This is a genomic window from Paramesorhizobium deserti (assembly GCF_001558695.1).
In the GTDB taxonomy this organism is placed as follows: domain Bacteria; phylum Pseudomonadota; class Alphaproteobacteria; order Rhizobiales; family Rhizobiaceae; genus Paramesorhizobium; species Paramesorhizobium deserti.
In genome coordinates, this window is record NZ_LNTU01000023.1 from 55005 (window position 1) to 78300 (window position 23296).

Sequence of the window (23296 nt, forward strand, 5' to 3'; positions counted from 1 at the left end):
AATCGCTGGTGAAGGAGAAAGGCATTCAGATTTCCGGATTCATGCATTTGACTAATTCAATTGAATGAATTAACATGGAGGCATGACTGAGAAGCCCAGGACGAAGAACCCACGCAAATCTCCGGAAGATCGGGGCGATGCGACGCGCGAGAAGCTGCTGACCACATCGATCGTCGTGTTCGGCCGCTATGGTTTCGACGGCGCGACGACAAGGATGCTGAGCGAGGCGGCGGGGGTCAACCAGCAAGCGATCCCCTATTATTTCGGCGGCAAGGAAGGCCTCTATATAGCGGCGGCGGAGCATATAGGCTCGGCCATCTCTGCCCATGTCTCGGCACTGCGCGACCATACCCGTTCGCGGCTTACCGAGGCGGAAACGACGGGCACGCCCATCGGCCGGGAAGAGGCGCGCGGCCTTCTGACGGAAATCCTGCAGATGATAGCGGCGCTGTTCGTCAGCCGGGAATCGGAACCTTGGGCGCGTTTCCTCATTCGCGAACAGATGGAGCCGACGGAAGCCTTCAAGCGGGTTTATGGCGGCGTCATGAAGCCGATGCTTGAAGTCGTCGGCCGATTGGTCGCGATCCTTCTCGAGGACGAAGTGGGTTCACAGCGTGTCAGGCTGCGCACGCTGTCGCTCATCGGCAGCGTCATGGTGTTCCGGGTGGCGCATGCGGCGGTGCTGGCGCAACTGGAGTGGAAAGCAATAGGTCCTCAGGAACTCGACATCGTGCGGGGGCTTGCGCGCGAGCTTGTCTCGACCATCAATCCGGAAGGCGGCAACGCATGATCAGAAAACTTATTGCCATCATCGTCCTCCTGCTCGCTGCGGGTGCCGCCGGGGCCTGGTGGTTCGATATTCCCTCGCGTCGCGGCTGGGGGAGCGAGCCCGACAACGGCCTGACGCTCTATGGCAATGTCGATATCCGGCAGGTGCAACTCGGTTTTCGTGTCGCCGGGCGAATAAAAGAAGCGCTGGTCGATGAGGGCGACAGGGTCAAGGCCGGCGATGTCCTTGCGCGCCTCGATGCGGCACCTGCCGAGGATAATGTTCTCGCGGCGCAAGCCAAGGTCGCCGGTTTGCGCGCCACGCTGGAGAAGCTTCAGGCCGGGCCACGCCAGGCCGAGATCGCCCAGGCGCAGGCGCTCTATACCGAGAGCCTGGCGGATTTGCAGAATGCCGAGCAGGCATTCGAACGGGCGCGTCAGCTAAGGCCTGGCGGGGCGATCTCCCAAGCCTCTCTCGATCAGGCGAAGGCGGCGAAGGATATGGCGACGGCGCGCTCACAATCGGCGCTCGAGGCTTTGAGCCTCCTGCAGGAGGGCACGCGCCCCGAGGATATCGCGGCGGCACGCGCCAATCTGCAGGCGGCGGAAGCTGAGCTTTCTTCCGCCAAAACCTCTCTCGGGGATACGGAACTCTCCGCTCCCGCCGATGGTGTCGTTCTCTCGCGGGTGCGCGAGCCGGGCGCCATCGTCTCGCCGAGCGATATCGTCTATGTCTTGTCGCTGACGAAGCCTGTGTGGGTGCGGGCCTATATCTCCGAACCCGATCTCGGCCGGGTGCACCCCGGCATGACGGTGGAGGTCCTCTCCGACACGGCACCAGCCAAACCCTATCGAGGCAAGGTGGGCTTTGTCTCCCCCGTCGCCGAGTTCACGCCGAAATCGGTCGAGACGCCCGATCTCAGGACAGATCTCGTCTACCGGCTCCGCATCATCGTCGAGAACGCCGACCCGAGGCTGCGGCAGGGCATGCCGGTGACGGTGCGCATCCCGCTGGAAAATGGCGGAGACGGACCGTGAGCGCCGGAGTTGCAAAGGTAAAGGATGCATCCGCCGATTTCGTCCGGCTGACGGATGTCACCAAGCGTTTTGGCGACGCGCCCCCGGCTCTTGATCGAATAGAGGGGGCAATCAAGGGCGGCGAAATCACCGGGCTGGTCGGGCCCGACGGGGCCGGCAAGACGACGCTGATCCGCTTGATGACCGGGCTGATGCTGCCTGAATCCGGCACGATCGAGGTGCTGGGCTTCGACACCAGGCAGAACCCCGCGGCCATCCAGGCTTCCATCGGCTACATGCCGCAGCGCTTCGGCCTCTATGAAGATTTGTCGGTACAGGAAAATCTTGATCTCTACGCCGATCTCAGGGGATTGCCGAAGGCGGAGCGTCCCGCGGTCTATAATGAATTGCTGACCTTCACCGATCTCAAGCGGTTCACCGGCCGTCTGGCAGGCAAGCTCTCGGGAGGCATGAAGCAGAAGCTCGGTCTTGCCTGCGCGCTCCTGAAGAAGCCGCGTCTTCTGCTGCTCGATGAACCCGGCGTTGGCGTCGATCCGATCTCGCGCCGCGAGCTCTGGAAGATGGTCGAGGATCTGACGAAGGAAGGCATTGGGGTCGTGTGGTCGACAGCCTATCTCGACGAGGCCGAGGCCTGCGACAATGTCTTTCTCCTCAACCAAGGCAAACTGCTCTTCACCGGCCCGCCATCTGAATTGACCAGCCGGGTCGATGGCCGGGTATTCAAGCTGACGGGCATTAAGGGGCGGCGCAGGCCCACTCTCGCCCGAATACTCGACCGAAAAGGCGTGGTCGACGGGGTGATCCAAGGAGAGGCGATCCGGCTGGTGCTCGCCGAAGGAGCGCAATCCACCCTGGAGAAGGAGATCGGCGGTGAAGGCCGCCTTGTGCCGGCGACACCGCGCTTCGAGGACGCTTTTGTCGACATGCTGGGGGGCGGCCCGGGCGGAAAGTCGAAGCTGGCGGACGCCACCACCACGCTGCCTTCCGACGGAGGGAAGCCCGTCATCGTCGCGCATGGCCTCACCAAACGCTTCGGCGATTTCACGGCCGCCGACGACATCACCTTCGAGATCCCGCGCGGCCAGATATTCGGTTTGCTCGGGCCGAATGGCGCCGGTAAATCGACCACTTTCAAGATGCTGTGCGGGTTGCTCAAGCCAACGGAAGGGGAGGGCCGCGTCGCGGGCTTCGACCTGCGCCGTGATACGGCCGAGGCACGCAATCATCTGGGCTATATGGCACAAAAATTCTCGCTCTATGGCGACCTGAACATCGCGCAGAATCTCGCCTTCTTCGCCGGCGTTTATGGTCTGAGCGGCAGGCGCAAGCAGGAACGCATCGCGCTGATGACGGAGATCTTCGATTTCGCGCCGCATGCCGACATGTCCACCAAGGATCTGCCGCTCGGCTTGAAGCAGCGCCTGGCTCTCGCCTGCGCGGTGATGCACGAACCCGAGGCGCTTTTCCTGGACGAGCCTACCTCAGGCGTCGATCCTATCATGCGGCGGGAATTCTGGACGCATATCAACGGGCTGGTGGAAAAAGGCGTGACGGTGCTGGTTACCACCCATTTCATGGAGGAGGCCGAATATTGCGACCGCATATCCCTGATCTATCGCGGCCGCTCCATCGCGCTCGGCTCTCCGGATGAGCTGAAGGCGCGGGTTGCCGGCAAGGACAATCCGGACCCGACGATGGAGGATGCGTTCATCGCGCTGGTGCAGGAATCCGAAACGGAGGCGGCAGCGGCATGAAAGCGCCCGTAGCAGAGCCCAACCGCCTCGACCGCGCCCGCCGGTTCGCCGCGCTGGTGCGCAAGGAGACATATCAGGTCATCCGCGATCCGAGCAGCATCCTCATCGCCTTCGTCCTGCCGCTGATCCTGCTCTTTCTCTTCGGCTATGGCGTATCGCTCGATGCGACCCGCACACGCATAGGGCTGGTCATGGAAGACCCCACGCCGATAACCCGGGATCTGGCGGCGAGCTTTCAGGCCTCGCGCTATTTCGACGTGACGAATGGCAATGACCGGCGGCAATTCGAGGAGGATCTGATCGTCGGCCGGGTGAGGGGCATCGTTGTGATTCCTTCGACCTTCTCGTCCGACTTCGCGGCGGGCACCGCGCCCGCGATCCAGGTCATCGTCGATGGATCGGACCCGAACACGGCGAGCTTCGTGCAGAATTATGCGCGCGGCGTCGTCGCCACTTGGGCAGCGCTGCGCGGGTTGGAGACCGGGGCGCGGCCGCCCGCCGTCAGCGTGGAGCAGCGTTTCTGGTTCAACCCGCAGCTCACCAGCCGCTTTTTCCTGGTGCCGGGCTCTATCGCCATCGTGATGACGCTGGTCGGCACGCTTCTCACATCACTCGTCGTCGCGCGGGAATGGGAACGCGGGACGATGGAGGCGATGATGGCGACGCCAGTTACCGCGGTGGAGCTATTGGCCGGGAAAATCCTGCCCTATTTCATTTTGGGGCTCGCCTCGATGACGCTCTGCGTTCTCGTGGCCATCTTCCTGTTCGGCGTGCCGTTCAGGGGTTCCATCCTGGCGCTCTATGCGCTTTCCGCGACCTTTCTGATACCGGCGCTCGGCCAGGGCCTGCTCATCTCCGCAGCCACCAAGAACCAGTTCCTCGCCTCGCAACTGGCGCTGATCTCGGCCTTTCTGCCGGCTTTCCTGCTTTCCGGCTTTCTCTTCGAGATCAATTCGATGCCGCGCGTCATTCAGTGGATAACAACGATCGTCGCGGCGCGTTATCTCATCCCCAGCCTGCAGACGGTGTTCCTCGCCGGCGACATCTGGCCGATGTTCCTGCAGGCCATTGCCGTCATGCTTCTCATAGGCGCGGTCTTCTTCACCCTTGCCGCCCGCTCCACCCGCAAGAGGATCGGCTGAGATGTGGTGGATCCGGTTAAAGGCACTGATCATCAAGGAATTGCTGGCGGTTTTGCGCGATCCGAAAAGCCGGCTGATCCTGATCGGGCCGCCGATCATCCAGCTCGTTGTCTTCTCCTATGCCGCGACGCTCGAGGTGAAGAATGTCGATATCATGGTCCTCAACCGCGACGCCGGAAACTGGGGGCAGGAGCTGATATACAGGATCTCGGGCAGTACGCCGACCTTTCGCTCGATCGCCTATACGGAGGATCCGGCGGCGGTGCATGCGGCAATCGACCGGCAGAGGGTGATCGCCGCGGTCCAGATCGGGCCAACCTTTTCGCGCGATATCGAAGCGGGGCGCCCCGCCGATATCCAGATCATCCTCGACGGGCGCCGTTCGAATGCTTCGCAGCTCGTCGCTGGCTATCTCAATCAGATCGTCGCCGGTGTCGCCGCTGATACACCGGCGGGTCAGCGCGCCGCTTCAGCCGAGATCGGCGTCGTTGCGCGCAACTGGTTCAACCCGAACCTGATTTTCCAATGGTTCATGGTTCCCAATCTGGTCGCCAGCATCGCGCTGTTGATCGGGCTCATCGTGACCGCATTGTCGATCGCGCGCGAACGCGAGCTCGGCACCTTCGACCAGCTGATGGTCTCGCCGCTGCGCACCCACGAGATCCTCATCGGCAAGTTGATACCACCGATGATGATCGGCATGTTCCATATGACGATCTTTATCCTTGCCGCGATCTTCATCTTCGGCGTGCCGCTGCGCGGTTCGCTGCTGCTTCTTTATGGCAGTGCTGTCGTCTATCTCGCGGCGGTCGTCGGGCTTGGCCTGTTCATTTCGGCCCTGTCAATGACCCAGCAGCAGGCGATCCTTGGCGCCTTCCTCTTCATGGTACCGGCGACGCTGCTCTCGGGCTTTGCGACGCCGATCGAGAATATGCCGGGCTGGCTGCAGCCGATAACGCTTATCAACCCGCTGCGCTTTTTTCTGGTGATCGTCAAAGGCGTGTTCCTGCGCGATATCCCGGCAAGCGAGGTGCTGGACAATACAATCCCGCTGGCGCTCATTGCCATTGTAACGCTGAGTGCCGCATCATGGCTTTTCCGGCGAAGATTGGAGTGAAGTGTTTCTTACGGCTTATTTTGAGATTTCGATCTTACGGCTGAGCCATTCTTCGGTCTGGGTGAAGGTTTCGCCATTGATCCAGATAGTGTCGAAGGCCATCAACCCAGCGTAGGGAGAATTTCCCGTCAGACGGTAACGAGGGGCAATCGCAACAATCGGCATGGAACAAAATTCCGCCGATATACCACACTACTGATAATTTCGAAGAAAATTGAATGGTGCTGCGAGAGAGGATTGAACTCTCGACCTCTCCCTTACCAAGGGAGTGCTCTACCACTGAGCTACCGCAGCATCGTCGCGAATGGGGCGGCTTTTGCCACAACATCGCGCAAACCGCAAGCAAGCAATCGGGATTCTTTTCGCATATTGTGCAAATCCTCCACAGGCGTGTTCCCCACGCGCTTTTCCTCGGGCAATTCCTGATGTAAGAAAGCTGCAGGATGAACGAGAATTCCAGGCAACCCGGTCAGGACCCGAGGGGTCGCAAGGCGGCGGAACGCAAAAAGCGACTTGCCGAACAGTTGCGGGCGAATCTTATGCGCCGCAAGGCGCAAGCCCGTGCGCGGCGCGCTGGTGATGCGGATGACAGGGCGGACGGCATAGAAGCGGCTTCGGATCCCGTCAATAAACTGTCAAGAACCGATGTGGAATAATGCGTGCGCGTCAGTTGAGGTATGAAGATGCGGCGGATGACGCATGCTGCTTCCTTGAAGCCCTCGCACCGTTCGTCTGGAGTTGTTCCTGTTTTAGGAAACCGCTCCGAGTTTTTATTTTACGCAAGTCCGATGGGAAAGCAGTTTCTGCTTTTCCCGGGAAAACTGCTTCGCACTTTTCCTGGACTTGCTTTAGATGAACCGGCTCCCTCGGGAGTAATCGAAACCGGGCGCTGATCCCGTGAAAGTGGATAAACATGGATCGCATTAAAATCGTCGGCGGCAACAAGCTCAATGGTGTCATTCCAATCTCCGGTGCCAAGAACGCGGCGCTTCCCCTGATGATCGCGTCGCTCCTGACCGACGATACGCTGACGCTCGAGAACGTGCCGCATCTGGCCGATGTCGAGCAGCTCATCCGGATTCTCGGCAATCACGGGGTGGATTATTCTGTCAACGGCCGGCGCGAGCGGCAGGACGGCGCCTATTCGCGCACGATCCATTTCACTGCGCGCAACATCGTCGATACCACAGCACCCTATGAGCTCGTCTCCAAGATGCGGGCAAGTTTCTGGGTGATCGGGCCACTCCTGGCGCGCATGGGCATGGCCAATGTCTCGCTGCCCGGCGGCTGCGCCATCGGCACCCGTCCGGTTGATCTCTTCCTCGAAGCGCTTGCCGCGCTCGGCGCCGAGATCGATATCGAGAACGGCTATGTCAAGGCAACCGCGAAGAAGGGTCTTGTCGGCACGCATTACACCTTCCCCAAGGTGTCGGTCGGCGCTACCCATGTGCTGATGATGGCCGCAACACTCGCCAAGGGCGAGACGGTCATCTCCAATGCGGCGCGCGAGCCTGAGGTGGTCAACCTCGCCGACTGCCTCAACGCCATGGGCGCCAATATCATGGGTGCCGGCACCGGCACGATCCGCATCGAGGGCGTGGACAGTCTCTCGGGCGCGCGCGTTCGGGTCATTCCGGACCGCATTGAGACCGGCACCTATGCCATGGCTGTGGCGATGGCTGGCGGTGATGTCGTGCTTGAAGGGGCGCAGGCGAGCCTGCTTTCTTCCGCGCTCGAAACGCTTTCGCAGGCAGGCGCTGAAATCACAGAGACCAATACCGGCATCCGCGTGGTGCGCAACGGCCACGGCATTCATGCGGTCGATGTGCGCACCGATCCGTTCCCCGGCTTCCCGACCGACCTGCAGGCTCAGTTCATGGGACTGATGACCAAGGCCAAGGGCACTTCGCGCATTACCGAGACGATCTTCGAGAACCGCTTCATGCATGTGCAGGAGCTGGCGCGTCTCGGCGCGAAAATTTCGCTTTCCGGCCAGGTGGCCACGGTCGAAGGCGTGGACCGGCTGAAGGGCGCCCCCGTCATGGCGACGGATCTTCGCGCCTCGGTGTCACTGGTGATCGCTGGCCTTGCAGCAGAGGGCGAGACGATGGTCAACCGCGTCTATCATCTGGACCGCGGTTTCGAGCGGCTCGAGGAAAAGCTTTCGCGCTGCGGAGCGGTTGTCGAGCGCGTCAGCGGATAACAAACATCTCTCCTTGTCGGTTGCGCTGAGCCTGCGGACGTCCTAACAGAGGGCGTCCGCTGTTTCATGGAATGAAGTCAATGGAAATGCTGAAGCTTGTGGCGCTCGACGACGAGGATATGCAGATCATCTCGGCCTATCTGCAGGATGCGGTGCTGAAAGTAGGCGATCTCGATTATCTGCAGCAGGAGAAGCGCTTCGTTGGGGTTACCAATCGTTTTGTTTGGGAACGCGCCGCATCCGGCCGTTTCGGTAAGCGCACGTTCGAGCGACGTCGTTCCGTGTTGCATTTCGATCGCGTCACCGCCGTCAAGGTTCATGGTATTGATCGAAGCCGCAAGGATGATGTGCTTTCGCTTCTGGCGGTTCGCTTTCTGCCCGGTGATGCGCCGGCCGGCGTCGTGGAACTCACCTTTTCCGGCGATGCCGCCATCAGGCTTGATGTCGAATGCATCGAGGCCAAGCTGACCGATCTCGGTCCGGCTTGGGAAGCGCACGGCAAACCCGAGCATGATGCCTGAGTAGTAGAATTTGTAGTTGAGGATTTGCCGCGTGGCACTGACGCTCAGACAAAGCGATACTGATTTCGAGGCGAAGTTCGCCGCTTTCCTCGCAGGCAAACGCGAGGTTTCGGAAGATGTCGACCGCGCGGCGCGCGAGATCATCGCCGGTGTGCGCGAGGGTGGCGACAAGGCGCTGATCGATTATTCACGCCGCTTCGACCGCATTGACCTGGAAAAGCTCGGGATCGCCGTCACGGAAGCCGAAATCGATGCGGCGGTTGCCGCCGCGCCCAAAGCGACCGTCGAGGCGCTGGAACTGGCGCGCGACCGCATCCGCGCGCACCACAGCCGGCAGTTGCCGAAAGACGATCGCTATACCGACGCACTCGGCGTCGAACTCGGCTCCCGCTGGACGGCGATCGAGTCCGTCGGTCTCTACGTACCGGGCGGTACGGCGAGTTACCCGAGCTCTGTGCTGATGAATGCGGTACCGGCGAAAGTCGCCGGGGTGGAGCGCATTGTCATGGTGGTGCCGGCGCCAGACGGCGTGCTCAACCCGCTGGTGCTTGCGGCGGCGCGTCTCGCAGGTGTTTCCGAAATCTATCGGATAGGCGGCGCGCAGGCGATCGCCGCTCTCGCCTATGGCACGGAGACGATCGCACCCGTGGTCAAGATCGTCGGGCCGGGCAATGCCTATGTCGCAGCTGCCAAGCGGCTGGTCTTCGGCACGGTCGGCATCGACATGATCGCCGGGCCATCGGAAGTTCTGGTCGTTGCCGACAGGGATAATGATCCAGACTGGATCGCCGCCGATCTCCTCGCGCAGGCGGAGCACGACACTGCCGCCCAATCGATCCTGATGACGGATGACGAGGATTTCGCGCGGGCCGTCGAGGAAGCGGTCGAACGGCAACTGAGCACGCTGCCCCGCGCTGCGACGGCTTCGGCAAGCTGGCGGGACTTCGGCGCGGTGATCCTGGTGAAGGATTTCGAGACGGCTGTGCCGCTGATCAACCGCATTGCGGCGGAGCATCTGGAGCTGGCGGTTGCCGATCCGGAAGCCTTGCTGCCCGATATACGCAATGCGGGTGCGATCTTCCTGGGCAAATATACGCCGGAGGTAATCGGCGATTATGTCGGCGGATCGAACCATGTCCTGCCGACCGCACGCTCGGCGCGCTTCTCGTCCGGCCTGTCAGTGCTCGACTATGTCAAGCGCACCTCGATCCTGAAGCTCGGGCCGGATCAGCTTCGCGCACTTGGCCCGGCGGCCATCGAGCTTGCACGCGTCGAGGGATTGGACGCGCATGGCCGTTCGGTGGCTATCAGATTGAACTTGTAGGGCAATATGGCATCCGGCGGCGACAAGAAGGCCCGGCTGATCGACGTCGAACTGGACGAATCCATCGGACGCTCCACGCCGGATGTCGAGCACGAACGCGCTGTCGCCATTTTCGACCTCATCGAGGAGAACAGCTTCTATCCCGTGGGCGATGCGGTCGGTGGGCCCTACAGGCTGAAGCTTTCACTTGTCGAATCGCGGCTGGTTTTTGCGATCACGCGCGAAAACGGCGAGGAAGTCGCCATCCATATCCTTTCGCTTGCCCCATTTCGGCGGGTGGTGAAGGATTATTTCATGATCTGCGAAAGCTATTATCAGGCCATCCGCTCGGCGACGCCCAGCAAGATCGAGGCGATCGACATGGGCCGGCGCGGGCTGCATAATGAGGGTTCCCAGACGTTGAAGGAGCGGCTCGGCGGCAAGATCGAGGTGGATTTCGACACGGCACGCCGGCTTTTTACGCTTGTCTGCGTGCTGCATTGGCGGGGCTGAAGACGGCTTTGACAGGGCGCGAGGCTGAAAAAGCGGATGATATAGGCGCAGGGACGGCGCTGCCGAGCGCTTCCGCGGCACCTTCATCCATCCTGTTCGTCTGCGGCATGAATGCGATCCGCTCGCCGATGGCCGAATGTCTCGCCCGGCAAATAGTTCCGGGAAAGGTTTATCTCGCTTCGGCAGGGGTAAAACGGGGCGAGCGCGATCCCTTCGTCGATGCGGTGCTGGCGGAGGAGGGCCTTTCGCTCGCCGAGCGCCAGCCGAAGGAACTGGAAGAGCTTGGGGACGGCTATTTCGACCTGGTGGTGACGCTCACGCCACTCGCCCATCACACCGTTCTGGAACGCATGCGCGGCTTTTCCGTTGATGTGGAATATTGGCCGATGCCAGATCCGACGCTGGTTCGCGGGACCCGGGAACAGATACTCGATGCCTATCGGGACGTGCGCGAACGTCTCAAACGCCGTATCGCTGAGCGCTTCGGCAGAGAATAACCGCGAATCTACGCCAATTTACGTTGTTCACAAATGAACTTTAATCATATAGGTTCCGCGCAATTCAGCCCGTCCGCATATGAACTGGTCGGCCAAGAGAAGAAAACAGGATACGTATGGCGAAAGAAGAAGTCCTCGAATTTCCCGGCGTCGTGACGGAGCTGCTGCCCAACGCGATGTTTCGGGTGAAGCTCGAAAACGAACACGAAATCATTGCCCACACAGCCGGCCGCATGCGCAAGAACCGCATCCGCGTTCTGGCCGGCGACAAGGTGCTCGTCGAGATGACCCCTTACGATCTGACGAAGGGTCGTATCACCTACCGTTTCAAATAGTCCGTTTTCCGTTCGTTCCCGAAGGGACGCTATTTTCATGAGCGCTCAGCAAAAGCTTGTTCTTGCTTCCGGCTCGCCGCGCCGGATCGAGCTTTTGGGGCAGGCGGGGATCGAACCGGATCACCTTCATCCGACCGATATCGATGAAACGCCGCTTCGCGCCGAGCACCCGCGTTCGCTGGCGCGCCGCCTGTCGCGCGAGAAGGCGGAAAAAGCCGCCGAAAGCCTGAAGACGGATGATAAATTCGCCGGCAGCTATGTGCTTGCGGCCGATACGGTCGTCGCTGTCGGACGGCGCATCCTGCCGAAAGCCGAGATCCAGGACGAGGCGAGGGAATGCCTGCGTCTTCTCTCGGGCCGCTCGCACAAGGTCTTTACCGGGATCTGCCTTGTCACGCCGAAAGGCCGTGTACGGCAGACGCTGGTCGAAAGCCGGGTGCGCTTCGAGCGGTTGACCAGGGAACAAATTGACAGTTACCTTGCTTCCGGCGAATGGCGCGGCAAGGCCGGTGGCTATGCCATCCAGGGTTTTGCCGGGAGCTTCGTCGTCAAGCTCGTCGGTTCCTATACGAATGTCGTCGGGCTTCCCCTTAATGAGACGGTCAGCCTTTTGACTGGCGAGGGATACAAGGTCTACGGAACCTGGACCACGGGCAAGCATTAGCGGGATATGAGCGGCAAGAAAGACATATCGGCAGCACCCGGCGCGAAGGTGACGCCCCTGCGTCCCACCCGGCCATGCCCGGAATGCGGCAAGCCGTCGAGCCGAGAGGACTATCCGTTCTGCTCGCGGCGCTGCCGCAATATCGATCTCAATCGCTGGCTCTCGGGGTCCTATGTCATCCCGGCCGTGGAATCGGCCGATGACAGCGACGATACGGACGAAGGCGAGCGCTGAGCTTTTTCACGCTTCATTCACCCAGACCTGGCTAAATGCTTGCAAGGAATAGAGGCCGGTGGGAAGACCTCTCCTTGAGGGGGATGACATCATGAAGATCGCCATCATCGGCACCGGGTTTGTCGCCGATTACTACATGACGACCCTGCCGAACCACCCTTCCCTGAAACTCGCCGGCGTTTATGACCGCGACCCTGAAAGGCTGAAACAGTTCTGCGCCTTTTACGATATGCGTGCCTATGCTGGCATCGATGAGATCCTGAACGATCCGGAAATTGCAATCGTTGTCAATCTGACGACGCCGGAAAGCCATTACGCGATATCGAAACGAGCGCTGGAAGCCGGCAAGCATGTCTATTGCGAGAAGCCCTTGGCGATGCGCTTCGAGGACGCGCAGGAACTGGTGGAGCTGGCGGCAAAACGCGGCCTGACGCTCGCCTCCGCGCCCGCCAATGCGCTGAGCGATGCCAGCCGGCTGGTACGCAAGGCGCTGAGCGACCGGGCGATAGGCGTGCCTCGTCTCGTCTATGCGCAAATGGAAGACGGTCCGGTCTTCAGGGGGAAATGGAAGACCTGGCGGTCGCGGTCCGGCGCGCGCTGGCCGGGCTTGCACGAATTCGAGATCGGCTGCACGCTGGAGCATGCGGGATACGCGCTTTCCTGGCTGGTTTTGCTGTTCGGTCCGGCGACCGGCGTCACCGCTTTTTCCGCCGTCTCCTTTCCCGACAAGGGGCCTGGGACCGAAGGGATCACCATGGCGCCGGATTTCTCGGTCGGTTGCATCACCTTTCGTTCCGGCGTCGTGGCCCGGCTGACCAGCGGCCTTGCCGCGCCACGGGATCGCTCGCTCACAGTTCTGGGCGATGGCGGGTCGATGACGGTTCGCGATCTCTGGGACAATCGCTCCGCTGTCCATCTGGAGCGGCTTTCGGAAGGAAAGCAGTTGAAGATGCGGATGGCCGACTGGCTCGAGAGCAAGGTAAAACGCGCCCTGCCATGGAAGCCGACACCAGGACGGCGCCTGTCTTACAAGGGTTTCGGCGCGGAAGGCGCTCTGCCGGCCTTTCCCTCGCGCATCGATTTTGCCGCCGGGATCGCCGCCCAGGCGCGATCGATCGGGAGTGGCATTCCGGCCTTCTTCTCAGGCAATGTCGCGCTGCATGTGACCGAGCTGGCGCTGGCGCTCAACAACGCACACGATCTGCCCCAGCCTTATCTGCTGCGCAGCACCTTCACGCGGCCGGGATCTTTTCAGACATAGGGGAGCGCGAAAGCACGATCCCGATGGCGCGCAGCACCGCGACGCTTTCCTGCAGCGGCATGATCTGAGATCGCGTCTCGCCGGCGCGCAGCGCATCCATGACGGCGATCGCCTGGAATTGCAGCCCATTGCCCTCAAAGGGATGGTGCTCGATCTGGCAGCCCCAGAGCCGCGTCAACGGGGAGGGCAGGCGGGAGATGAGCTTCGCCGCCAGGCGATCGCCCTGCGGAGACGGTGCGATAAGCGGCGATTTCATCGCAGCGGGCGAATAGAGCGTGAGACGCTGGGCTTTAAGGAAAGGTGCATCCAGCCGCAGCGCGCCGGTGCTGCCCTCGATGAGGAAATGATTCGCGCCGTTACGATCAAAACCGCAGGAGAGCTCCGCATCGGCCGAGGCGTAGTGCAGGGTGATTTCGGTGCGCATGTCGACACCGTTTTTCGCGCTGAACCAGCGGCCCGAAACTTTTTCCGGTTCGCCGAGAAAATGCATCGCCAGCGAGACAGGATAGACGCCGAGATCAAGCGCCGCGCCGCCGCCGAGCGCCCGCGAAAAGAACCGGCTTTCGGGATCATAGGGCCGGAAATAAGAGAGATCGGCGCGAATCTTGCGGATTTCGCCGATGGCGCCGGCTTTGATTCGTACCTTTGCTGCCTTGATGGCCGGGAGAAACCGCGTCCACATCGCCTCCATGGCGAAGGTCTTCTGCCGCAAGGCCTCGCGTTCAATCACCTCGGCCTCGGGATAGGAGGGGGCGATGGGTTTTTCCGTGAGCACCGCCTTGCGGTTTCTCAGCGCCCGCAGGGTCTGCGCCAGATGCAGCGAATTCGGCGTGGCGATATAGACGGCTTCGACTTTCGGGTCCGACATGAAGGCGTCAATGTCGTGATAAGCCTTCTGCGCGCCTGTTTCAGTGCGGAAATTCTCGGCGTTATCGGGATTGCGCGAGTGAACGGCGTGCAGCACCGCACCGGGCGCGAGCGCCAGATCGGAGGCGAAGCGTCGCGCAACTTCACCCGTTCCGACAATACCCCATCCTACCGTCTTCACCGCTGTTCTTCCCCCTCCATATTCTTGCTTTTCAATTACGGAGATTGAGAATGGAAATGGGGTGAAAATACCGTGGTTTGGACAAATTTGCTGTGTTTTCCACCAGATTTATCGGGTGCCGTCGCGACGGCGGGTTCTTTAACCAGCTTTGTTCGGCATTGCCGGAAAAAGCTCTGAAAAATTTCGCATTCCGGTGCTGGACAGCCCCGAATTTAGTGCTATAACCCACGCGCTTCCGGCGGATTGCCAACCCCGCCGCTTTGTCCGATCCGGACAGATGCCGTGGAGTAGGATGCCCAGGTAGCTCAGTTGGTAGAGCAGCGGATTGAAAATCCGCGTGTCGGTGGTTCGATTCCGCCCCTGGGCACCATAAAAATCAAGCACTTAGCGGATATCTACGGTTGAAACGTGTTGCAACACGTTGCGGAAAAAAGCCAATGATTTCAATGGTGGTCGCGTGTTGCAATTTATTCCATGCAACACATCTGCAACACGAAAAACCCCGCTTCGTGCGGGCTTTCCGACCACTAATCCCTTGAAGGGTTTTCAGCCCTTCGCACCGAAGCTGTTCGCTCCCGGATTGATATCGGCGTAGATTCCCGCCCCGCATGTTTTTGTGACGGGAACACATTCCATTCGCCTTATGCGGTTTGCACAGCAAGCAACCGGCTCGACCCGATTTCGGCCGTTTCCGTTTGTGATGCATATTTGCCTCCGAGCACTGTCGGTGCGCCCCAATGGCGCACGCGCATCTTCGGAGGTTCGTTAAGTCTGCTCATGCTCGTGATGTAATGCGCACCTGCGGAAATGAAAACCCCTCCCGCCATTCGACGGAAGGGGCACACGCGGCGGGTGTTCCACGGTTTTCGCATGGCGATTGGCCGCGCGATTCGAAACTTTGTTAGTGTGAAGCCTGCAGTTTTCGACCCGCAATCTGCGCATCGTCGACGGCATTATCAAGCGCATCCATATACCGGGCTGTCTTTTCGATCGCGTCCGCAGCGCTGAGCCCCATGTCGGCGCACGCCTTCAATTCATCGCGAAAGGTCGCCCAGAGAATGTCCACTACAAAGGTGTTGCGGGCAAAGTCGCAAATTTGCCGTTCTGATATAGATGGTGCGGACGAAACGTGGATATTCATAACAACTTCCTCTCTCATGGAATCACGCCCCCACGGCATGAATAGAGAAAAGAAAGCGCGAAACACATTTAAGGTCAATCAAAATATTTTGGAAATTTATATTATGCGGATTCGCCTATTAAACTTTAAAATATAAGCGAGTTCGCATTTTTACATTCAAGAAGTTTCATGCTACTTTGAATTTTGCGGCCTCTGTGCTGCCTGGCCGGCGCCCCTCTCTTGTACGCCCCCACGTGCGAAAGGACGCGCCGGCCTGCTTCGTTCCAGAGAGATGAGCAGGTGGTTAGGTGGATCGAACTCACGGAGGAAAAGGGGGACGGCCCAAGGAGGGCATAAACGCGGCAGCTCGTGGAATTAGGAATCTTTTTGGATAACGTTTAAGAACCGCTCGACAGGCTCTGTGGGCCAGAGCATGCTTCTCCAATGGGGCGGATATTCAACCTTGTATGTTGGTTCTTCATGTGCCTGTTCGCGGCGCACATCATTTGGTTAATTTCAATCGACACGCAGGCATATCATGGCAGTAAAGCCGATGTGCTATTGGCCGGCTATGCCGCGCTCTTCCGCTTTCATTGGATCTATCATTATCAGACCCTCATTACCGGCATCTTTGCTATCGGCGCGGCACTGATCGGCGCCAGCGCAATTAACGGACAGATTCAGTCGGCAGAGCGACAGGAACGTGAAAGGCGCGATGCTAGACACGCCGCGGCTCGCGCGACACTACCTCTGGCTTTGAGTGCGATCACCCAATACGCGGTTGGGTGCTCACGCTATGTGAATGCCCCCACCATGAGCATGGGTTTGCTGTGTCTCTTATATGCTGCTTGATTTCAGCGATTAGAGCATCGCTTGGCTCCTCTTCAAACTGGTCGATGTTGCGTAGATTCGCGTCCGGAACGTCAATCCATTTAGTCAATCGAATCGCCTCAGTTGATCGGAAACAGGAGTTTCCGTTCCTGCATTGTTCCGATCAACCTATACGAGGTCACATCTGCCACGATGCATGTCCTGATCTCAATCACGCATCTAACTATTAACTGCGTGCAGGATGATGGAATAAAGTCCGTTGGACGTCATCGAATATTATTGCAGCTGTTCCCATATTCTGGAGAGTGAGATTGCGCAAATCATAGTGCCAGAAGGCAGGCCGACAATTCCAGTTGGCATGCTTGCGCGGAGACGGACACGACTGTTTCGTGTCCGCTAGGCAGCCATTACATTTATCATTGCGATTGACTTCCCCCTGTGCTTAATCAGCGCAGCATTGGGCTGGGGATTTTTCCGTAAAGCGCGATAACATTCAGGTTTTGTAGACGAGCCGTGCTGCAATGATCGCTGCTTTCCGGACTAATCTGCGGACTTCTCCAAGCGATTCGCTATATGTTCAACGCGCAGCAGTTACCTAGATGGTATTTTCAGATCAAGGATTTATCTTTTTCTTTCTGCCTATTACGCTTGCTGTATGCCTGACGCTGCGCGGAACGCGTGCATTCAATCCGGCTATCTTGGTCGCCAGCCTTATATTCTTCTACTGGGAATCGGGAGTGCTCACTCTCATTCTGCTTTTCAGTATCGTTTTAAATTACATCGGCGGATTAATCATTTGCCGTAGTCGCAAGAAAGCGGTGTTGGTGGTGTTTCTGCTAGCGAATTTTGCTATCCTTGCCTATTTCAAGTACACAGGATTCCTGCTTGGTAACTTTGATTTCTTCGGAAATTCCTCAATCAGAGATTTTGCCGGCGGTATAATTTTGCCAATAGGAATTTCGTTCTACACCTTTCAGGGGGTCTCTTACCTGATCGACGTTTGGCGAAGCGATGTGGAGCCCGAGCCGAATCTGGTTCTCTATGCGGCGTATCAGTCGTTCTTTCCACAGATAATTGCTGGACCTATCGTTCGTTACGGTGACGTATATAAATGCTTCCGCCATCCGGATGTATCAGCAGATCATTTTGCGGGCGGCGCAGCACGATTTCTACACGGGCTAGCAAAGAAAGTCTTGATCGCGGACACCGTTTCCGTCGTGGCAAATGCTGCCTTTTTCAGTGGTGGAGACATGACGTTTGCCTCTGCCTGGCTTGGTGCCCTGGCATTCACCGTTCAGATCTACTTCGACTTCTCGGGCTATTCAGATATGGCAATTGGCCTTGCGTTGATGTTCGGTGTCAGATTCAACGAGAATTTTAATCATCCCTATGCTGCCTCGACCATTACTGAGTTTTGGCGCCGCTGGCATATTTCCCTATCGACTTGGTTTCGTGAGTACCTGTATATCCCGCTGGGTGGAAACCGCGTCAATCATACGAGAATTTACTTTAATTTATTTATAGTATTCCTTGCGACTGGCATCTGGCACGGAGCGGCATGGCCTTTTTTGCTATGGGGGCTCTACCATGGCGGCTTCCTTATTGTTGAGCGCGTGCTCGGCATCGGAGGAAGCACCAATCCAGTACTACGTTTTGTTTACTTTCTGCCGGCCACCATTGTTGGCTGGGCGCTTTTCCAAGCCCCTGATCTAGCTACTTTCGGCCGGTTCATTGCAGGTATGTTTGCACCTTTCTCTCCGGGTGCATTCAATCTTAGCGATGAAATGCTCCTAGCTTTCACGCCCCAAGCGGCGCTCGCCTTTGGAATCGGCATAATCGCCATTCTTGCTCAAGGTAAAGTCCCTCCGCTTGGGCCAATCCTCCACAAACCCGGTTCCATTACTCAAAAAGCGGGACGCCTTGCGTTTATTGCTGTGACTGCTGCAGTTACATCGATTTTTGTCTTTCCTCAGGGCTTTTCTCCTTTCCTCTATTTTCGATTCTGACATGCGACGGGTAATCGATATAGCCGCTACTATTTTATTCTCAACTTTTCTCGTGGTCCCGGTTTTGGGACTCGTGATTTTTGGATACTCCAGCAGAGCCGAGAACCCACCGGGATTGAAATCCATCCGCTATTCCAAATTGGTAGCGCCTGAAAAGACATATCGCCGAGACACGCTGGCAAAGATGTTGGTGAATTCACCTGCTGGGATTGCTGCGGTGCAGGTGAAATCGTTTCTTGATTACAACGTATTTGGTTTTGTAAACACACACAGGGTGATTTCGGGCAACGATGGATGGCTGTTCTACAAGCCGCAATTTGCTGAAGACCTTTGCAATGAAAAGCTCGCAATGAAGGCTGTCGATAACGTCAACGCAATGAGCGATATCGCCGAAGGCGCAAATATCAACCTAATCGTTGCCGTTTCTCCGGACAAGTCGTCGGTTTACCCTGAACGTCTTGGTCTTCGTGCCGGTATTGCTTCCAAATGCAAGACCAGGGCAACCGCTTTTTGGAGGAAATACGCCCTTCAAGTTCATTCCAAAATCATCGACCATCTGGCGGCAATGCTGGCTGTGGGCGATGACTTGTTAAAATATTACAAAGAAGATACCCATTGGAATGACTATGGTCGAGCTATTGCGCTACGCCAACTCACTCAAAAGGTGACGGGAACAGATCCCGGCCTTCCCACGATAAATGCGGGCGTTTTGGAGCATCGAAACGGCGATCTCGCCAGAATGCTGAGAGTTTCAGCTAAGGAATCAGCCTTAACCTTCCCCGATTATTGGAATCAGCAGTTTCGAAAAGCTGTAGGTCGCGGCATTCCAAATACAGTCATATTGCATGACTCATTCTATGAAGGTGCTGCGACACAGTTGAAGATGCTTTTTCCTGGTACCGAGATGGTCCATCTTGACCGGGACATCCAAAAGCACGTTGCTGCACTCGCAAAAAAACCGCCAACTATCATAGTCAACTCCGTGGAACGGAGTTTCTTCAACCGAGTGACGACATCCACCCTGAGTTGGAGTTCGCCGCTGGCTAAACATGTTGTGGAAAGGAATGCGAATGCGGCTCGCCACTGTATTTATCGCCAGGTTGCTACCGATCAGCTTTTATTGAGAGATCTCGAGCTCAAGCAGAGCGAGTGGCGAGGTATGCGTGACGCCCAAATATTTATTCCCATGGAGAAGTATGGCGGTCGAGTTTGCATGCGAATCCGTTTTAAGACCAATTCGGAATCGGTGTCAGTTCTGTATCTGCCGCGCGAAATGGCCAACCGTTCGTCCTACTCTGAAGGGTATTCAGTACGCTTTCCAGCTCTTGGAAATGATCGTGAAATCGAGGTCGTTCTGCCAAGCAAATTTGCTGGACATAAGCTACGCTTCGATCCATTTGGAGGCGAAGGAGATCTAACCAACCTGTCAGTTGAAGTTGGTACATTTGCTGATCATCCTGCGAACGTCTCCAGCATGCAGTAAGCCGGCGCCGATCTGGATAGGATAACAGGCCGCCATGATCAGGCTTTTTCGTTAATTAAGATTATCAAGGTAAACCGCTTCAAAAAAGAAGCGAGAGCGTTTTAGGCACGCTCAGCAGGTGAAACATTCTCGAATTCAAATTGGGCGGCAGCACGAGCTTGAAGCAGCCATTCTGCCGATCTTTACAGAGGATTTTGCAGGTCGCGTTTTGCCGTTTGATCGCGATGCGGCGGATGTTTATGCGAAAATCGCCATCCACCGATGCAAAGCCGGCAGACCAATCAGCCAATTTGATGCCCAAATTGCCGCCATTGCCCTTTCCCGCGGAGCGGCGCTGGCAACCCGTAACGTCGCTGATTTCGAAGGAATCGAGCTGGAAATCATCAATCCGTGGGCTGTTCGCCAAACCTGATCGAGAGCTAAGTTCAAAAAGTTTTTTGTGGGGAATTGCATGGAAGTGCCCAAGGGCCGATCGCTCAGCGTCGCCGCAACCTCACGCCTGGGCCACCGCCGTTCTCAGGGATAAATTCAATTCCCGCAGCCTCAAATGCCTTGCGTATCGCTTCCAGAGTGGAAGCATGTGCTGATTTGCCAGCTTCAATACGTGTAATGGTAGCAGCAGTCACATGAGCTTCACGTGCTAAATCTCGTACGCCCCATTTCAGTGCAGCACGCGCCATTCGTATTTGTTCTTCTGTTATCAAAATTAATACCTTGACATAATTTATCATGTCTACCAGATTATATCTTTGACATAATTTTGCGTATGCAGCGCGGCTGAGCGAAGTGCGGCAACACCTCACTCAGCCTAACCACAACCAAGCTGATAGGAGCTCGGAATGGCTGATTCTGAGATTAGCAGAAGTTTGTCCGCCGTCACCCGTAGGAAAATGCTGATGAGCACCTCCTTGGCGACCATGGCGCAATCAATCCACATGAATTCGTCTTTTGCAGCGCCTTTGATGCTGTCGGAAGGCAATGCCGCTGATCCACTATTTGATCTGTGGCGGGAGTGGCTGGCAGTGCATGCAGAGACGCTGCGGTGCTGTAAACGCCAGCAGCAGCTCGAAGCACAGCTAATGGCGGAGGCGGAGATTCCACGTGTCGAGATTATCCTGCCCGAAAGGCCCAAGCGCTTCGGTATTCGTGGCGGAGGATTTCGACTTCTGGCTCAGCCAATATCCTGAAATCGCTGATATATGCACCGAGAAGAAAGCCGAACTCACGGCATTGCAAGCACGCTGGGACGAGGCCGATCGCCGCATCGGTCACAGTCGCGCCGCACAAGCGGAAGCTGTTGCCGCAAAACGCGAGGAACGGTTGCTGAGGGCATTGTGGGTCGAGCCAGCGCAATCACTCGCCGGCGTTGCCCTTAAGCTCGATGTTGCCCTTTGTCATGGCGAATGGTGCGACGATTGTGGTGAATTTCCCTGGCCGCAAATCCGCTCAGTACTGGAGGACCTCATACGCATTGGCGAACTTGAGCAGTTTGCTATGGAAGCGATGGCGCGAAATGATCTTGCTGGAAGCTAATTTGATTCCATTTACCTGCTTTGGGAAGCAGATTGCCGTGCGTACCGTGCTCGAGCCGGCGAGTTTCCGCCACGCCGGTCTGCCGCTAAGCTTCCTTCTGCAACTGTTTTTTTGAAGCCCGTAGCTGTTTCGAGCACAAGCATGTGACAATTTGTGTGCCGCGGTGCGGGATCATTCTTCCGCCACAAGCGTTGCCCATCACTACCCGGCCGGTTCGACAGAATCACAAATAGCCGGGCCGGGATATATTTGAAGGAGTACAGGGATGAAAAAGATTGTTGCCACGGCGCTTGCCGCCCTTCCGGTTCTGACTAGCGCCGGAACCGCCATTGCGGCCGATGTGATTTCACGACGGGCCCCCGTCTACCAGGAGCCGGACGAGCGCGGCGGCGTGCGCATCGGCTATCTCGACTGCGCGATCGGTGGCGGCGTCGGCTATGTGCTGGGGTCGGCGAAGGAGGCCGATTGCGTCTTCACTTCGTCCATCGGCAGCAAGCCGCGTGACCATTACACCGCCACTATCCGCAAGATGGGTATTGATCTCGGCTTCACAACCCGCTCGCGCTTGATCTGGGCGGTCTTCGCCCCGACTGCCGGTTATCATCAGGGGTCGCTCGGCGGCCTTTATCAGGGTGCCACGGTGGAAGCCACCGTCGGTGCGGGCATCGGCGCCAATATTCTCGTCGGCGGCACGTCCGGCTCCATCCATCTGCAGACGGTGAGCGTCACCGGCCAGCTCGGCCTCAACCTTGCCGCGACCGGCACTTCCGTAACGCTTACGCCCGCAAGCTGAGTCTGATCTCAATTTCCCCTATGAGTCGAAAGGACTCATAGGGGATTTCGTCAGTCATACAGCGTCCAATGGGATGGCTTTTCTGAAAAAAGGGAGCAAATCCTAAAACGCCGACGGGCTATTTGCCGGTCATGATGCCATCGCTGACTGGCTCGTGACCATGCGGTTTCAGGTTCAATTTCGGCAGCAGGAACAGCCAGGTCACGAAGACGAAGGCTGCCGTGAATGTTGGGACGCCCAGGGGTGCGATCGCCGCATCGAGCGCGCCTTGCACGATCACCGCTACGACGGTTCCGAGCAGCGCAAACAGCGCCACGCGCCAGGATGGTTCGAAGAACACGCAGCCCAGCGCGATTGCCGTCAATACCGGGCTGAAGCCGTAGAGGCCGGCGCTCATATCGGCCGGATTTGCGCCAAGGAATGAAGCGACGGCAACGGCGACCATGGCACCCGCCACGGCAAAGGCGGCGGCGTAGACGGAACTCGCCAGAAGCGCCACGATGAAGATGATACCGGTCACCGCGTTGTTGATCAGGAAAACCTGCGAGATGCTCTTGAGGCAGGCATTGAGAAATGACGCAGCCGACAGATCGGCCGGTTCAGCAAAAGGCGAGGGCAGGGCAGGCGGCCCCATGCCGGCGATCGGCAGATGGCCGAATGAGTAGGCCGCCAGCACCAGGAACCAGGTCGTCAGCACAAAGGGAAAGGTGAGGGCGGGAACGCCCCACAGCTTGGTCACGTGGCTGATCGCAAGCATAGCGATGGTCGAGAAGGCCGCGCCGATAATGAGCAGAAACCATGTCTCCGGCCCCATGACGAGAAACGTCGGTACCGCGACACCCACCAGAATACCGTTAAACCCGAACAGACCCTGATCGATCGAAGTTTCGTCGGAGCCGAGCAGGATGGCAGTCATGGTCGCCACAACGAGCCCGACAATGGCGCCGATGGCGACGGCGGCAGCGCCTTCAACCGATACACTCCAAAAGATACCGAGGAGGAATAGAAACCCCGTCACAGGGTTGTTTTGCAGCATCACCTGGCCGGCGCCGCGCAGGCAGATATCGACCAGCCTGAGCGCGTGGTTCTGCCCGACGGTCTTCCCCCACCATGACAACAGCTCGTCCATCTT

General features: G+C 58.0%; 26 protein-coding genes, 2 tRNA genes and 1 pseudogene. 23 read left to right on the plus strand and 6 right to left on the minus strand.

Annotated features, from left to right (window positions below; genetic code table 11):
- Positions 1–82: 82 nt before the first annotated feature.
- Genes ATN84_RS13145 through ATN84_RS13165 form a run of 5 tightly spaced genes read left to right on the plus strand, consistent with a single transcriptional unit; the run spans position 83 to position 5819 of the window.
- On the plus strand, positions 83–790 hold the full coding sequence (locus ATN84_RS13145) for a CerR family C-terminal domain-containing protein (protein WP_068882110.1): 708 nt from the start codon (positions 83–85) through the stop codon (positions 788–790).
- Positions 790–1806 carry a secretion protein HlyD gene (hlyD, locus tag ATN84_RS13150; protein ID WP_068882636.1) on the plus strand — a complete coding sequence of 339 codons (1017 nt, stop codon included), beginning with the start codon at positions 790–792 and terminating at the stop codon, positions 1804–1806. Before ATN84_RS13145 ends, hlyD begins: the two co-directional genes overlap by 1 nt.
- Positions 1803–3560, plus strand: a complete 1758-nt coding sequence (locus ATN84_RS13155) for an ATP-binding cassette domain-containing protein (protein WP_068882111.1) — start codon at positions 1803–1805, stop codon at positions 3558–3560. Before hlyD ends, ATN84_RS13155 begins: the two co-directional genes overlap by 4 nt.
- Positions 3557–4702, plus strand: coding sequence for an ABC transporter permease (locus ATN84_RS13160; RefSeq protein WP_068882112.1), 1146 nt, complete (start codon positions 3557–3559; stop codon positions 4700–4702). The genes ATN84_RS13155 and ATN84_RS13160 overlap by 4 nt, the downstream gene beginning before the upstream one ends.
- 1 nt (position 4703) lies before the next feature.
- Positions 4704–5819 (plus strand): ABC transporter permease, encoded by a 1116-nt coding sequence (locus tag ATN84_RS13165; RefSeq protein ID WP_068882113.1) that lies wholly within the window; start codon positions 4704–4706, stop codon positions 5817–5819.
- A gap of 15 nt (positions 5820–5834) precedes the next feature.
- Here ATN84_RS13165 and ATN84_RS27260 read toward each other — a convergent pair whose 3' ends face one another.
- Complete coding sequence (locus ATN84_RS27260; RefSeq protein WP_161939576.1) at positions 5835–5984, minus strand: hypothetical protein; 150 nt, start codon at positions 5982–5984, stop codon at positions 5835–5837.
- A gap of 54 nt (positions 5985–6038) precedes the next feature.
- A tRNA-Thr gene (locus ATN84_RS13170) sits at positions 6039–6113 on the minus strand.
- A 149-nt stretch (positions 6114–6262) separates the two neighbouring features.
- Between ATN84_RS13170 and ATN84_RS27485 the strand changes: the two genes are divergently transcribed.
- The 10 genes from ATN84_RS27485 to ATN84_RS13220 all read left to right on the plus strand — a co-directional run bounded on the left by ATN84_RS27485 (position 6263) and on the right by ATN84_RS13220 (position 13350).
- The gene (locus tag ATN84_RS27485) at positions 6263–6475 is read left to right on the plus strand and encodes a hypothetical protein (RefSeq protein WP_068882114.1); all 213 of its coding nucleotides are present in this window, start codon (positions 6263–6265) and stop codon (positions 6473–6475) included.
- 257 nt (positions 6476–6732) lie between these two features.
- Complete coding sequence (gene murA, locus ATN84_RS13180; RefSeq protein ID WP_068882115.1) at positions 6733–8022, plus strand: UDP-N-acetylglucosamine 1-carboxyvinyltransferase; 1290 nt, start codon at positions 6733–6735, stop codon at positions 8020–8022.
- Positions 8023–8102: 80 nt separating this feature from the next.
- A complete protein-coding gene (locus tag ATN84_RS13185) occupies positions 8103–8543 on the plus strand; it encodes a DUF2948 family protein (protein WP_068882116.1) in 441 nt (146 codons plus the stop codon).
- Between the two features lie 31 nt (positions 8544–8574).
- The gene (gene hisD, locus ATN84_RS13190; RefSeq protein ID WP_068882117.1) at positions 8575–9867 is read left to right on the plus strand and encodes a histidinol dehydrogenase; all 1293 of its coding nucleotides are present in this window, start codon (positions 8575–8577) and stop codon (positions 9865–9867) included.
- 6 nt (positions 9868–9873) lie between these two features.
- Positions 9874–10359 carry a UPF0262 family protein gene (locus ATN84_RS13195; protein ID WP_068882118.1) on the plus strand — a complete coding sequence of 162 codons (486 nt, stop codon included), beginning with the start codon at positions 9874–9876 and terminating at the stop codon, positions 10357–10359.
- A gap of 41 nt (positions 10360–10400) precedes the next feature.
- On the plus strand, positions 10401–10856 hold the full coding sequence (locus ATN84_RS13200; protein ID WP_068882637.1) for an arsenate-mycothiol transferase ArsC: 456 nt from the start codon (positions 10401–10403) through the stop codon (positions 10854–10856).
- A gap of 116 nt (positions 10857–10972) precedes the next feature.
- On the plus strand, positions 10973–11191 hold the full coding sequence (gene infA, locus ATN84_RS13205) for a translation initiation factor IF-1 (protein WP_002965531.1): 219 nt from the start codon (positions 10973–10975) through the stop codon (positions 11189–11191).
- Between the two features lie 37 nt (positions 11192–11228).
- Positions 11229–11855: a Maf-like protein gene (locus tag ATN84_RS13210; RefSeq protein ID WP_068882119.1), complete on the plus strand. Its 627-nt coding sequence runs from the start codon at positions 11229–11231 to the stop codon at positions 11853–11855.
- A 6-nt stretch (positions 11856–11861) separates the two neighbouring features.
- Positions 11862–12089 (plus strand): DNA gyrase inhibitor YacG, encoded by a 228-nt coding sequence (yacG, locus tag ATN84_RS13215; protein WP_068882120.1) that lies wholly within the window; start codon positions 11862–11864, stop codon positions 12087–12089.
- Between the two features lie 91 nt (positions 12090–12180).
- Positions 12181–13350, plus strand: a complete 1170-nt coding sequence (locus ATN84_RS13220; protein ID WP_068882121.1) for a Gfo/Idh/MocA family protein — start codon at positions 12181–12183, stop codon at positions 13348–13350.
- Here ATN84_RS13220 and ATN84_RS13225 read toward each other — a convergent pair.
- Positions 13322–14398, minus strand: a complete 1077-nt coding sequence (locus tag ATN84_RS13225) for a Gfo/Idh/MocA family protein (protein ID WP_068882122.1) — start codon at positions 14396–14398, stop codon at positions 13322–13324. The genes ATN84_RS13220 and ATN84_RS13225 overlap by 29 nt on opposite strands.
- A 294-nt stretch (positions 14399–14692) precedes the next feature.
- Between ATN84_RS13225 and ATN84_RS13230 the strand changes: the two genes are divergently transcribed.
- Positions 14693–14768: transfer RNA gene (locus ATN84_RS13230), tRNA-Phe, on the plus strand.
- Positions 14769–15299: 531 nt separating this feature from the next.
- Here the strand turns inward: ATN84_RS13230 and ATN84_RS13235 are convergent.
- Entirely contained in the window at positions 15300–15539 is a 240-nt protein-coding gene (locus ATN84_RS13235) for a hypothetical protein (protein WP_068882123.1), read from the minus strand.
- 423 nt (positions 15540–15962) lie between these two features.
- On the opposite strand from ATN84_RS13235, the gene ATN84_RS13240 reads away from it, so the two are divergent.
- From ATN84_RS13240 to ATN84_RS26180, 4 genes and pseudogenes are all read left to right on the plus strand, one after another.
- Positions 15963–16370, plus strand: a complete 408-nt coding sequence (locus tag ATN84_RS13240; protein ID WP_068882124.1) for a hypothetical protein — start codon at positions 15963–15965, stop codon at positions 16368–16370.
- A gap of 578 nt (positions 16371–16948) precedes the next feature.
- The gene (locus ATN84_RS13245) at positions 16949–18355 is read left to right on the plus strand and encodes an MBOAT family O-acyltransferase (RefSeq protein ID WP_068882125.1); all 1407 of its coding nucleotides are present in this window, start codon (positions 16949–16951) and stop codon (positions 18353–18355) included.
- A 1-nt stretch (position 18356) separates the two neighbouring features.
- Positions 18357–19838: an alginate O-acetyltransferase AlgX-related protein gene (locus tag ATN84_RS13250; protein ID WP_082766280.1), complete on the plus strand. Its 1482-nt coding sequence runs from the start codon at positions 18357–18359 to the stop codon at positions 19836–19838.
- A gap of 145 nt (positions 19839–19983) precedes the next feature.
- A pseudogene (locus ATN84_RS26180) lies at positions 19984–20250 on the plus strand (PIN domain-containing protein); the annotation flags it as partial.
- A gap of 64 nt (positions 20251–20314) precedes the next feature.
- Here the strand turns inward: ATN84_RS26180 and ATN84_RS26185 are convergent.
- Positions 20315–20518: a helix-turn-helix domain-containing protein gene (locus ATN84_RS26185; protein WP_082766323.1), complete on the minus strand. Its 204-nt coding sequence runs from the start codon at positions 20516–20518 to the stop codon at positions 20315–20317.
- A gap of 159 nt (positions 20519–20677) precedes the next feature.
- On the opposite strand from ATN84_RS26185, the gene ATN84_RS13260 reads away from it, so the two are divergent.
- From ATN84_RS13260 to ATN84_RS13270, 3 genes are all read left to right on the plus strand, one after another.
- A complete protein-coding gene (locus ATN84_RS13260; RefSeq protein WP_153020233.1) occupies positions 20678–21025 on the plus strand; it encodes a hypothetical protein in 348 nt (115 codons plus the stop codon).
- The gene (locus ATN84_RS26910) at positions 20985–21371 is read left to right on the plus strand and encodes a hypothetical protein (RefSeq protein WP_153020234.1); all 387 of its coding nucleotides are present in this window, start codon (positions 20985–20987) and stop codon (positions 21369–21371) included. The genes ATN84_RS13260 and ATN84_RS26910 overlap by 41 nt, the downstream gene beginning before the upstream one ends.
- A 265-nt stretch (positions 21372–21636) precedes the next feature.
- Positions 21637–22164 (plus strand): DUF992 domain-containing protein, encoded by a 528-nt coding sequence (locus ATN84_RS13270; protein ID WP_068882130.1) that lies wholly within the window; start codon positions 21637–21639, stop codon positions 22162–22164.
- Positions 22165–22282: 118 nt separating this feature from the next.
- Here the strand turns inward: ATN84_RS13270 and yut are convergent, their stop codons facing one another.
- Complete coding sequence (gene yut / locus ATN84_RS13275; RefSeq protein ID WP_068882131.1) at positions 22283–23293, minus strand: urea transporter; 1011 nt, start codon at positions 23291–23293, stop codon at positions 22283–22285.
- Between the last annotated feature and the right edge of the window lie 3 nt (positions 23294–23296).